Source organism: Faecalicoccus sp. (assembly GCF_036552745.1).
Classification (GTDB): domain Bacteria; phylum Bacillota_I; class Bacilli_A; order Erysipelotrichales; family Erysipelotrichaceae; genus Faecalicoccus.
The window spans coordinates 1-12837 of sequence record NZ_JAXKBY010000181.1; the positions used below are offsets into that span (position 1 = coordinate 1).

Genomic DNA, 12837 nt, shown 5'->3' on the forward strand with positions numbered 1-12837 from the left:
GTCCAATAGAATCTAGAAAAGGTGTTTTAACATCGGGGTGATCTTGTATGGAAAGGCAGTCACCGCGAAACTGATCACACATCAATAAAAGTATATTAGGTTGACGCATAAAAAATCTCCTTTTTTACTAAAAGAAGTGTAGCACAGAATAATGTGAAAATTTCGAAATTTTGAGGTGTATTTATCAAAAAGCAATATTTCTAAAATCGAAAACAAGAATCGCATAGAAAAAGCGCTTACATTTTTGTACACTTTAAGTAGTTAAAAGCTATGTTCAAAGGAGGATTATAATGACCAAATTAATGAGAGCCGGAGCTTTGGCTCTGGCAATGGCTACAATGGTTACTGGATGTAGCTCAGGAAGCACGGATTCGGGCGAAAAAGAAGTGCCAACAAATGATGATGGACAACGAATTCTAGCTTTTGATGCTTTTGAAGGTGGTAATGGTACAGAGTTCCTGGAAGAAGCTGCCGCAGCATTTGAAGAAGCCAACCCGGAAGTTGACGTACAGATCCGATTCAGTAAAGAAATCGATCAGGAAATGCAGAAAGACAATGCATCCGGAAAATACGCTGACTTGGTTTACTACAACCTGGGACAGGCTTCCAATTATACAGAGTCAATGCTGAATAACGGAAACGTTTTGGACATCAGTGATGTTATGGAAGAAGTTGCTGATGAAATCGATACTTCTATCACAGAACCTACTTCTGATTACTTCGGTGATGGAAAAGCATATCTGGCTCCAATCATGTACACACCTGCTGGATTATACTACAACAAAGCTGAATTATCCGAAGATCAGCTTCCTAAGACTTGGGATGAAATGTGGGCTTTAGGTGATCAGGTACATAGTGAAAACCCTGACAAATACTTATTCACATACCCAATCAAAGGATACTTCGATAATACGGTATTAGGTATGCTGTATCAGGCTGGTGGAGAAGAATACTTCCAGAATGCTTTGAAATATGGTGAAGGTACTTGGGATTCTGATGAAGGTAAGAAAGTTCTGGAAACTTTAGCTACCTTGGTAGGACCTAACTACTTAGAAAAAGATACAGTTGCCAACGCTAACGTTGATGGTGGTTTCACTAAGAACCAGCAGTCTATGATCGATGGTAAAGCCGTATTTATGCCAAATGGTTCCTGGATCATCGGTGAAATGGCTGAAACTACACCGGAAGGCTTCTCTTGGGGTGTAATGCCACTGCCTGCTTTTGAAGAAGGTGGAGAACGCGTTGTTACAACAATGACAGAACAAGTATGGATCCCTGCTGAAGCTGCTAACGTAGATGATGCAAAAGAATTCATCAAATTCTTGTATTCTGAAGATGCAGCTAAGATCTTTGCTTCTCACAACATTGTTTCACCAAGAAAAGATTCTGCTAGCTTGTTAGCTGACGAACAGTTAAAAGGTCTGTTTGATGTTTACAATCAGGAAGGCGTAAAAGCTGTTTCCGGTACATATGCTGCATACGATGCTACCGCTGTACCAGATGTTGACTTCAAGGGTACGATCTATGGACCGATTGAAGAAATCGCCAGTGGTAAAGAAGGTGTATCTGTTGATACATGGCAAGAATCACTGACTGAGCTTTGGACAACATTACGTGAAAATCCATTAGCAAAAGAATAAGAAACGCAGTGATATTTACAAAAAGCGGTGATTCTTCACCGCTTTCTTACTACTTAAAAGAGAGAGGTTGGACATTATGACAAAAAAGAAATCACAGCGCCGCTTTGTCATCGCCTGTCTGGCACCTGCCCTAATTCTGGTTACACTGTTTATTGTAATACCAACGGTTCAGGTATTCCGTTACTCACTGTATCAGAAAGCTGGATTTGTCGGCGGGGAGACGTTTATCGGCCTCAAGAATTTCCAAACTTTGTTTAAAGATGATATCTTTCTGCAATCCATACAGAATCAGATACTCATCATTGTGATCGTAACGATGTTTACGATTGCTTTGGCCATTTTGTTTGCGACATTATTAACACGTGAAAACTTCAAAGGAAAGAATTTCTTCCGTGTTATTTTCTATATTCCAAACATTTTGAACATTGTGATTATCGCCGGTATTTTCTCAGCTATTTACGCACCAAGCAATGGTTTATTGAACAGCTTCCTGTCTACGATTGGGCTCGACAGCTTATGTCGGCAGTGGATGGGAGATCCGGAAATTATCATCTTTTCGATCATCGGAGCTCTGGTTTGGCAGGCCATCGGATACTACATGGTTATGTACATGGCCAGTATGACATCCATTCCAGAAAACTTGTATGAAGCAGCTTCTTTGGAAGGTGCCGGAAAACTAAAACAGTTCTTTATGATCACACTGCCGTTGATTTGGGATAACATTCGTCAGACTTTGACATTCTTTGTTATTTCAACGATCAACTTAAGCTTCCTGTTTGTGCAGGTCAATACCGATGGACAGTTTGGTACGCAGGTTATGTTGAACTACATGTACTCAAAAGCCTTCTCCGGAAACCTGGGATATGGTATGGCCATTGGTGTAATTACCTTTATCCTGGCGTTTGCGATGGCAGGTGCATTGAATAAGGTCACAAAACGTGATCCATTACAGTATTAGGAGGTGCCTCGATGAAAAAACTTAAGAACTTATCACCACATTCCTGGTACAAGATCTTTGTATATTTTGCCATGATCGTCTTTGCGGTAACGATCATTATTCCGATTCTTTGGGTATTTTTGGCAAGTTTGAAAACACAGTTGGAATTAAATGCCGACAACCCATGGGCCTTACCGGCTGTACTACAGTGGTCAAACTATGTGACGGCATTTGAAAAGGCCAGAATGGGCGATTATCTGTTAAATACGGTCATCGTTGTAGCTATGGCATTGGCAATCTTACTGGTAGTCGCATTGCCGTGTTCTTATGTACTGGCTCGTTTCAACTTCAAGGGAAAGAAATTTATGAATCTCTTGTTTATGGCCGGATTGTTCATCAATATGAACTATATCGTATTGCCGATCTATATGATGTTGTTTAACTTTGATAACATGCTTGGATTGACTAACTTTTTGATAGACAACAAGTTAGTACTTGCGATTGTTTATGCATCGACAAGTCTTCCATTTACAGTTTACTTGTTGACAGGTTACTTCCAGACGTTACCAAAAGCTTATGAAGAAGCTGCATTGATAGATGGATGTGGCTATTTTAAGACCATGACAAAGATCATGATCCCAATGGCAAGACCAAGTATCATTACTGTTATTTTGTTCCAGTTTTTAGCTTACTGGAATGAATATATCGTTGCCTTTACATTGTTGCAGACAGATCATGCGACTTTATCTGTCGGATTACGTAATCTGATGCAGGCACAGCGTTCAGCAGCTCAATACGGTGTCATGTATGCCGGATTGGTGATTGCGATGGTTCCTACATTGATTTTGTATATCATCGTTCAAAAGAAGTTGACACAAGGTATGAGCCTTGGTGGTTTAAAAGACTAATTGAAGGAGGATGCATATGCAAAACAGCAATATCATTAAAACGATTTTGTCTTTGATTGCCTTTATTGTTTGTGTTGCATTGGTAGTCATCGGACAAAAAACGATAGGAATCCCAAATTTGATGATGGAGATCGTCGGTGTCATTGGTATTATGATCCTGATCTATCTCTACAATCGAAAGTATCAGTAGGAGGAAAGTAATATGGCAGAATTGTCTTTAAGACATATAGATAAAGTCTATGATAACAATGTACAAGCTGTCTTTGATTTTAATCTGGAGATCAAAGACAAAGAATTTATCGTATTTGTAGGACCATCCGGATGTGGAAAATCAACGACACTTCGTATGATTGCCGGTTTGGAAGATATCACCGCCGGAGAGTTCTATATCGATGGAAAACTGATGAACGATGTTGAACCCAAAAACCGTGACATCGCCATGGTATTCCAGTCCTATGCGCTATATCCGCATATGAGCGTATATGACAATATGGCATTTGGCTTGCAGCTTAGAAAAACACCAAAGGATGAAATCGATAAACGTGTAAAAGAAGCGGCTCGTATCTTGGAAATTACCGATTATTTAGATCGTAAACCAAAGGCATTGTCCGGTGGACAAAGACAGCGTGTTGCCTTAGGTCGTGCCATTGTGCGTAATGCCAAGGTGTTCTTAATGGATGAGCCATTAAGTAACCTGGATGCCAAGCTGCGTGTTCAGATGCGTAGTGAGATCATCAAGCTGCATGAGCGTATCGGTGCAACGTCGATTTATGTTACACATGACCAGACCGAAGCCATGACCATGGCCGATCGTATCGTTGTCATGAAAGCCGGCTATATCCAGCAGATCGGTACACCAAAGGAAATCTACAACAATCCGGCCAATATGTTTGTGGCAGGCTTCTTAGGAGCACCGGCAACAAACTTCATTCATGGAATGTATGCCGATGGCATCTTTACAGCCGGAGATCACAAGATTCAGGTACCGGATATGTTCCAGGATAAGATGAAAGCGTATAACGGCAAAAAAGTCATCATGGGTATTCGTCCGGAAGATATGCATGCCGAGGGGATCGTCGCCCAGACATATCCAAGTGCTCGTTTTACCTTCCACATTGATGTAGCCGAATTATTAGGTCATGAATACATCCTGCATGGAACTTATAACGGAGAAGCCATGAGTGCAAAGATCGCATCTCGTCTGGAGGCCAAAGGACATGAGGATCTGGATCTGACCATGGATCTTAGCAAGATTCATTTCTTTGATCCGGAAACAGAAAATCGTATCGTATAAAAGGGATACGTATGGAAGCAATCATTGAAACTTTGCTGGAATATGCGATCGAGCAGCATTTGATGGAACCAACCGATCGAATCTATGCCCGTAATCGCATTCTGGCCTGTTTAAAAGAAGAAGATTATACACCAACGGATCAAAGGGTATCCTATCACTATGTCAGTGAATTGCTGCAGATGCTTTGTGATATTGCGGTTAAAAAGGGAATCTTGGAAGATACTTTGCGAAATCGCGATGCGTTTGATTCTCAGCTTATGAATTGTTTCATGCCGCGACCTTCCGAAATGATTCATACGTTTGAGACGAAAAAAAATAATTCTCCTATACTAGCAACCAATTATTTCTATCATACCAGCATCGCCAGTAACTATATTCGCAAGGACCGAATCGATAAGAATGTTTCCTATAAAGTGAATACGGAGTACGGCATCATGGATATAACGATCAATTTATCCAAGCCGGAAAAGGATCCCAGAGATATCGCCAAAGCATCAAAAAGTGTATCGACAAGCTATCCATCGTGTGTGCTTTGTAAGGAATGTGAAGGATATTACGGAAGTTTACGATGTGATGGTCGCAGCAACCATCGCATCATCCCTTTGAAATTAAATGGAGAAGACTGGTTCTTCCAGTATTCTCCATATGTTTACTACAATGAACACTGTATTGTGTTAAAGGGTGAACATGTACCTATGAAAACATGTCGAAAAACCTTTATTCGACTGCTGGAATTCGTCGAACAGTTTCCACATTATTTCTTAGGTTCCAATGCCGACCTTCCAATCGTGGGAGGATCGATCCTGTCCCATGATCATTTTCAGGGTGGGAATTATGAATTTGCCATGGCCAATGCGAAAGTCGTTCAAAGCTTTCAGCTGACAGAGGATGTAAGAGCCGATCGTCTGTTCTGGCCATTAAGCGTATTGCGCTTATCATCGGTGCAAAAGGAGGCACTGATCGATGTAGCAGATACTATACTGCAAGTATGGCGGCAGTATGATGATCCAGCTGTTGAAGTTTATGCCAAAACAGATGGACAGATGCACAATACCATTACCAGTATTGCGCGTTATCGAAACAATCGATATGAACTGGATCTTGTATTTAGAAATAATCGGACAAGCAAGGAACACCCAATGGGGATATTTCATCCTCATGAAAAAGTACATCATATCAAAAAAGAAAACATTGGTCTGATCGAAGTGATGGGACTTGCAGTATTGCCGGCCCGTTTAAAAACGGAAATGCAGGCAATGAAGGATTATTTATTAGATGGTACCTGTTCAGATCTTTTAGATTCACATTTAGAATGGCTGCAGAATCTTCAACAATCCATGACCTGGACAAAAGAAAACGTGGAAGAACAGCTGCAGGAAGAAGTCGCCAGGGTCTTTGTGGAAGGACTAAGACATTGCGGCATCTATTCTTTTGATGAAAAAGGAGATATTGCGTTTCAAAAATTGATTGACACAATAGAAGGGACATTAACATGATTAAACAAGGAAGAGTGACAGTACCAACGGATATCGATGTCATAGATGATACGATCGATATCATTCATCGCTGGAAGGCGGATGCGATTCGCGACTGTGATGGAACCGATATGCCAAAAGAACTACGTTCCATGGATATCAAACAATATGCGACTTACTATACAACACGTAAAGATAACACATGGGCTAAGGCAAATCCAGAAGAAATTCAACAAATGTATCTGATGTCTGATTTTGTTACGGCCAAAGAGACTGAATGTAAGATTCAGATCATGAAGCATTTCTATAAGGATCAGCTTAAACCCAACACAATCGATGATATTCACCGTTGGTGGGAAGTCATTGATCGTACAACGGATACCGTAGTGACAAACTGGGATTACGATGAAGAAAATCGCGAAGTGATCATTCATGATGCGATTCCTTATCATGCCTATACAGTAAGCTTCCTGGCGTTTGTCATCTGGGATCCGGTTCACATGTACAATTCATTGACAAATGACTGGCAGGATGAAGAACATCAGATGACCTTTGATGTACGTCAGCCAAAGACACAAAAGTATGTACTGGAAAAATTCAGAAAGTTTTGTCAGGAACGCGATGATGTAAACGTTGTTCGTTTTACGACATTCTTTCATCAGTTCACATTGCAGTTTGACGAGCAGGCCAGAGAGAAATACGTTGACTGGTTTGGCTACAGCGCTTCGGTTTCTCCATACATCTTAAAACAGTTTGAAGAAGAAGTGGGTTATAAGTTCAGACCAGAATACATCATCAATAAAGGCTTCAACAACTCTACTTTCTGCGTACCGACCAAAGAATATCGCGACTTTATGGATTTCCAACAAAGAGAAGTCTGTAAGCTTGCTAAAAAGTTTGTCGATATCTGCCATGAATATGGTAAAGAAGCCATGATGTTCTTAGGCGATCACTGGATTGGTACTGAACCATTCGGTAAGTATTTTGAATCCATTGGTTTAGATGCTGTGGTTGGTTCGGTAGGTTCCGGAACAACACTTCGTCTAATTTCTGATATCAAAGGTGTGAAATATACCGAAGGAAGATTTTTGCCATACTTCTTCCCGGATACTTTCCATGAAGGTGGCGATCCTTTAAAGGAAGCCAAGATCAACTGGGTGACTGCCCGTCGTGCCATTTTAAGAAGTCCGGTCGATCGTATCGGATATGGCGGTTATTTAAAACTGGCTTTAAAATTCCCGGAATTTATTGACTACATCGAAAAAGTCTGTGATGAATTCCGTGAGTTATATTCTCATGTCAACCAGCAAAAACCATATACACTTATGAAGGTTGGTGTATTGAACAGCTGGGGTGAACTTCGTCGCTGGGGAACACATCTGGTACACCATGCGATCTGGTATAAACAGATTTATTCGTTTACCGGTGTTATGGAAGCTTTGAGCGGATACCCGTTTGATGTGCGTTTTATCAGTTTTGATGAAGTGCGTAACGATCCATCGGTATTAAATGATATTGATGTCTTGTTGAATGTAGGTGCTGCTTATACAAGCTTTAGCGGTGGTGAAGAATTTGATGAAACCGTGATTGCCGCTTTACGTAAATATGTCGATAACGGTGGCGGTTTCATTGGTGTCGGCGAACCAACAGCCTGTGCCAAGAATGGTAAATTCTTTACACTATACGATGTATTAGGTGTGGATAAAGAGTTAGGATTTACGATGCATACCGATAAGTATAACTGGGATACGCATGAACACTTTATCACCGAACAGTTAGAACATGAGGACTGGGGTGAATGTGTCAATAACGTGTATGCTTTACCGGGCACAATGATCCTGAGGGAAAAAGATTTTCATGTAAATTTGGCTGTGAATGAATATGGTAAAGGACGTTCCGTTTATATGAACGGTCTTCCATTCAGCTTTGAAAATACACGTCTATTATATCGTGCGATCTTCTTTGCGGCACATAAAGAAAATGACATGAAGAAATGGTACAGTGACAACTATAATTTAGATGTCAATGTTTATCCATCGACCAACAGTTTCTGCGTTGTCAACAATACGTATGAACCACAAAAATCAACGATTTATAAAGGTGACGGTTCCTCCTTTGAGGTTGAACTGGATGCCTGTGCAATTCAGTGGTTTGATATTTAGACTGGAAGGATTCTTCGTAAGAGGGATCCTTTTTTTGCGTTTTGAGAATTTTGTATAGATTTGATAAACTAGAAATATGAATTCAATCAGTTTTTTAATCAAACCGGCTTCTTCTTTATGTAATATGGACTGTCGTTATTGTTTCTATAAAGATGTGGTCGATCATCGAGAAATCCCTTCGTATAACATCATGCGAGAAGATACGATGCAAGCATTGATCAAACAGGCACTTGGCTTGTATCAAGACATAACATTTGCGTTTCAAGGTGGAGAACCAACACTGTCCGGTCTATCTTTTTATCGTGCTTTTATCGCATATGTCAATCAGTATAAGACAAATCAAAACATACACTATGCGATACAGACAAATGGTCTTTCGATTAACGACGAATGGTGTGCTTTCTTTAAAGAGAATCATTTTCTTGTCGGCATTTCTTTAGATGGATATAAAGACAATCATGATTTTTTACGATTGGATGGAAAAGGGAATCCAACCTATACAAAAGTCATACAGGCAATGAATCTATTAAAGAAACATGACGTTGAGGTAAACGTTTTGATCGTTTTAACTTCATATTTGGCAAAACATCCGCAAAAACTGTTTCAATGGATCTTAAAACATCAGCTTCATTATGTACAGTTCATTCCCTGCCTGCCACCGTTGCAGGGTACAACACGATATGCTTTAACACCTAAACTATTCGCTTCGTTTTATAAGACTTTTTTTAATGACTGGTTTGAAGAAGTACAAAAAGGAAACTATATCAGTATCACCTTATTTGATAATTTGATTCTTTTGTTTCAACGTCGCAGGCCACAATCGTGTGGTATGTGCGGAAACTGCAGCTTTCAATCGGTTATCGAAGCAAATGGGAATGTGTACCCCTGTGATTTTTATGCCTTAGATGAATATCTTTGTGGAAATATAAAGACGGACGATTTAAACAACATAATCAAAAGTGATGGAGCCAAGGCTTTTTTTAACAGTCCAAAACGTACTAGCAGAGCTTGTCTCAACTGTCCGTTTGAATCAATTTGTCATCAAAATTGTAAACGATTGAACATCACCTATTTTGATGAAAATTATTGTGGCTACAAAGACTTTTTAGAGCATGCGGTCAGTCGTTTAGAATTTCTGGCCAGAAAGTTTTATTAATGGAAAAGGAAGACACATATGAATACAATTTCAATTGGAATTTTAGATCTTTAAAAATTTTACGAAACCAATAACATTTATATTGTATAAGTAAGGACTTAGTAAGATGTATTTGATACGATACTATAAATTCAATCGAAAGTGATGATAAAAGTAGTCAACAGGTTGGTTTGTGAAATCTTAAAACATTTATATGTGATATTTATATTTGTTTGATGGATACAAATTTTTGAAAGAGAAGAGTAGTTCATTTACTCAAAAAATGGTGTAGAAAAATAAAGGTTAGACAAAAATAGGCAGGAAGGATGTGATGGAATGGCAATACCGACAAATATCAAGACATTATTATCTGGAGAGGTAGTAGAATGGGCAAGAATTGAATTCAAACAAACTTGGGATGCAGCTACTTCTTTAAAAACGATTTGTGCCTTTGCCAACGATTTGGATAACTGGGGTGGCGGATATATTGTCATTGGAGTTGAAGAAAAAGATGGTCGTCCTGTTTATCCGCTAAAAGGAGTTCCCAGTGAGAAATTAGATTCGTATCAGAAAAATATATTTTCAAAATGTAAGTTAATTCGCCCAGCTTATACACCCATTATTGGTGTAGAAACATATCAGAATAAACAATTTATTGTGATCTGGTGTCCTGGAGGAGATAATAGACCGTATTCTTCTCCTTAAACTTTGGCAAAAGATCATAAAGAACATATTCACTATATTCGTAAAGCATCCAATACAGTGGAACCATCAGACGATGAAGAAAAAGATTTATTTACATTGGCTAATCGTGTTCCATTTGATGATAGAGTAAATCATCAGGCTGATATATCGGATTTAAATATTACTTTAATTCAGAATTATCTAAAAGAAGTGAAAAGTTCGTTGTATGAGAAATCAAAAAATGGTGATTTTATAGAAGTTTGTCATGATATGAATATCATCAGTAATCTTCCTGAATATGTAAAACCTAAAAATGTCGGTTTAATGTTTTTTAGTATGGAACCAGATAAGTTTTTCCCTTATACGCAAATTGATATCGTGCAATTTCCTGATGGTTTAGGTGGTAATGATATCATAGAAAATACATTTAAAGGCCCAATTCATCAACAGCTTAGAGCTGCGCTTCAGTTTATAAAAAATATGATTATCACCGAAAAAGTCATCAAGCATCCGGATAGGGCTGAAGCAGATCGTTTCTTTAATTATCCTTTTGCGGCGATTGAAGAGGCTTTATCAAACGCAGTTTATCATCGTGCTTATGATATTAGAGAACCTATTGAAGTACGTGTAGAACGCGATCGTATAGAAATTATCAGTTTTCCCGGGCCAGACAGATCAGTTACACAGGAAGGGTTAAAACATTATCGTGTATCGAATCGTCGATATAGAAATCGAAGAATTGGTGATTTCTTAAAAGAACTTCATCTTACGGAGGGAAGAAATACTGGATTTAAGAAAATCTTGGATGCACTTGAGGCCAATGGTTCACCTAAACCTGAATTTGAAACAGATGAAAATCATAGTTATTTCATATCTAGATTGTTTATACATGAAGGATTTTTGGTAGATGAAAATAAAAGGAGCCAAAAAGGAGCCAAAAAAAGGAGCCGATCATAAACAGGAAATTTTGACTTTATTAGAAAAGAATCCGTCGATGACACAAGTTCAACTTATGGAGGCTTTAGGGCTTTCCAGAAAACAAGTGCAAACGCTAATCAAGGAACTACAAGAAAAGCATTTGCTGGTGCGGGAAGGATCGAATCGCAAAGGGCGGTGGATTGTCCAAAAAGTGGTATAATCAAGCAGAAAGTATAGAAGGGAATAAAGATAATGGAGAAAGAATATATATTGAATTTTGCACAAAAACTATTGCAGGTGGATTCACCAACTGGATTTACTATGCATGCGATCGATTTTTTAGAAAAAGAGGCAAAGGCATTAGGCTATGATATAGTTCGAAATCAAAAAGGGAATTTGATGATCAAGGTTGAAGGAAAAGATACAAATCATACCCTGGGATTAAGTGCGCATTGTGATACCCTAGGTTTAATGGTGCGCTCAATCAAAGATAATGGCTATTTGGCCATTACTCCCATCGGTTCTCCGACATTGCCAACCTTTGATTCTGAATATTGCCGTATTTACACGCGTGAAAATAAAGTTTATACCGGAACGATATTATGCCAGGCAGCCAGTAAACATGTGCATCCGGATGCCAGCAGCTTAGAAAGAAAAGCGGATACTTTAGAAGTACGTATTGATGAAATCGTGAAGACAAAAGAGGATGTTTTGAAACTGGGAATTTCAAATGGTGATTTTATCGCCATTGATCCAAAGACAACTGTTACCGAAAGTGGATTTATCAAGTCACGATTCTTAGACGACAAGATCAGTTGTGCCTGCTTGTTTTCGGTTTTGAAGACATTAAAGGATGAAAATATCAAGCCTGCTACAAATCTGATCTTTCTTTTTAGCACGTATGAAGAGGTAGGCCATGGCGCTTCTGCCTTGCCGGATGAGATAGATTCTATGTTGGCAGTCGATATGGGATGTATCGGTTTAGACCTGGCTTGTACAGAATACGATGTCAGCATTTGTGCTAAGGACAGCAGCGGCCCTTATGATTACCAAATGACAAGTGATCTGATTCGCCTGGCTAAAGAAAAACAGTTAAGTTATGCCGTTGATATTTATCCGATGTATGGCAGTGATGTGTCTGCCGCCTTAAAAGGAGGAAATAATATCAAAGGGGCATTGATTGGCCCTGGAGTACAAGCTTCCCATGGTATGGAAAGAACACATTATAAGGCTTTGGAAAATACAGTTGAGTTGATTATGAGCTATATCACAAAAGAAAACGAGTAGGGTATTTGCACTCTACTCGTTTTTTGATTGAATAATTAATCGCACATCTTTATGATAACGGCAGCACCTTGTCCACCACCGATACATAAAGAGGCAAGACCGGTCTTCAAACCACGTTTTTTCATTTCATATAAAAGTGTAACTAAGATACGGTTACCACTGGCTCCAACTGGATGTCCCAAGGCAATGGCACCACCATTGACGTTAGTTTTCTTTAAGAATTCTTCGCGATCCATACCGGTTGCTTCTTCCAATTCATGAATTACACCTAAAGACTGAGCGGCGAAGGCTTCGTTTAACTCAACCAATTCCATGTCATTGATGGAAAGATCAGCATATTTTAAAGCGTTTAAAATAGCTGGGGTAGGACCTAATCCCATTACGCGTGGATCTACAC

General features: G+C 39.2%; 12 protein-coding genes and 1 pseudogene. 12 read left to right on the plus strand and 1 reads right to left on the minus strand.

Features of this window, described 5'->3' with window-relative positions:
• The first annotated feature begins 290 nt into the window (after positions 1 to 290).
• From U0M88_RS08690 to U0M88_RS08745, 12 genes are all read left to right on the plus strand, one after another.
• Entirely contained in the window at positions 291 to 1640 is a 1350-nt protein-coding gene (locus U0M88_RS08690; protein ID WP_331869568.1) for a carbohydrate ABC transporter substrate-binding protein, read from the plus strand.
• Positions 1641 to 1716: 76 nt separating this feature from the next.
• Complete coding sequence (locus U0M88_RS08695) at positions 1717 to 2598, plus strand: carbohydrate ABC transporter permease (protein WP_331869569.1); 882 nt, start codon at positions 1717 to 1719, stop codon at positions 2596 to 2598.
• Between the two features lie 11 nt (positions 2599 to 2609).
• Positions 2610 to 3485 (plus strand): carbohydrate ABC transporter permease, encoded by an 876-nt coding sequence (locus U0M88_RS08700; protein ID WP_117446858.1) that lies wholly within the window; start codon positions 2610 to 2612, stop codon positions 3483 to 3485.
• Between the two features lie 16 nt (positions 3486 to 3501).
• Positions 3502 to 3675 carry a DUF6903 family protein gene (locus U0M88_RS08705; protein WP_168964504.1) on the plus strand — a complete coding sequence of 58 codons (174 nt, stop codon included), beginning with the start codon at positions 3502 to 3504 and terminating at the stop codon, positions 3673 to 3675.
• Positions 3676 to 3687: 12 nt separating this feature from the next.
• The gene (locus tag U0M88_RS08710) at positions 3688 to 4779 is read left to right on the plus strand and encodes an ABC transporter ATP-binding protein (RefSeq protein WP_331869570.1); all 1092 of its coding nucleotides are present in this window, start codon (positions 3688 to 3690) and stop codon (positions 4777 to 4779) included.
• An 11-nt stretch (positions 4780 to 4790) separates the two neighbouring features.
• Complete coding sequence (locus U0M88_RS08715) at positions 4791 to 6275, plus strand: UDP-glucose--hexose-1-phosphate uridylyltransferase (RefSeq protein ID WP_168964506.1); 1485 nt, start codon at positions 4791 to 4793, stop codon at positions 6273 to 6275.
• Positions 6272 to 8416, plus strand: a complete 2145-nt coding sequence (gene gnpA / locus U0M88_RS08720) for a 1,3-beta-galactosyl-N-acetylhexosamine phosphorylase (protein WP_168964507.1) — start codon at positions 6272 to 6274, stop codon at positions 8414 to 8416. Before U0M88_RS08715 ends, gnpA begins: the two co-directional genes overlap by 4 nt.
• A gap of 76 nt (positions 8417 to 8492) precedes the next feature.
• Positions 8493 to 9572 (plus strand): radical SAM/SPASM domain-containing protein, encoded by a 1080-nt coding sequence (locus U0M88_RS08725; RefSeq protein ID WP_195221857.1) that lies wholly within the window; start codon positions 8493 to 8495, stop codon positions 9570 to 9572.
• Positions 9573 to 9887: 315 nt separating this feature from the next.
• A complete protein-coding gene (locus tag U0M88_RS08730) occupies positions 9888 to 10256 on the plus strand; it encodes an AlbA family DNA-binding domain-containing protein (RefSeq protein ID WP_229035522.1) in 369 nt (122 codons plus the stop codon).
• 3 nt (positions 10257 to 10259) lie between these two features.
• The gene (locus U0M88_RS08735; RefSeq protein ID WP_229035523.1) at positions 10260 to 11192 is read left to right on the plus strand and encodes an ATP-binding protein; all 933 of its coding nucleotides are present in this window, start codon (positions 10260 to 10262) and stop codon (positions 11190 to 11192) included.
• Positions 11143 to 11373, plus strand: coding sequence for a MarR family transcriptional regulator (locus U0M88_RS08740; RefSeq protein WP_229035524.1), 231 nt, complete (start codon positions 11143 to 11145; stop codon positions 11371 to 11373). Before U0M88_RS08735 ends, U0M88_RS08740 begins: the two co-directional genes overlap by 50 nt.
• Before the next feature lie 32 nt (positions 11374 to 11405).
• Positions 11406 to 12440 carry a M42 family metallopeptidase gene (locus U0M88_RS08745; RefSeq protein ID WP_195221858.1) on the plus strand — a complete coding sequence of 345 codons (1035 nt, stop codon included), beginning with the start codon at positions 11406 to 11408 and terminating at the stop codon, positions 12438 to 12440.
• Between the two features lie 35 nt (positions 12441 to 12475).
• On the opposite strand, the pseudogene U0M88_RS08750 reads toward U0M88_RS08745, so the two are convergent.
• A pseudogene (locus tag U0M88_RS08750) lies at positions 12476 to 12837 on the minus strand (acetyl-CoA C-acyltransferase); the annotation flags it as partial.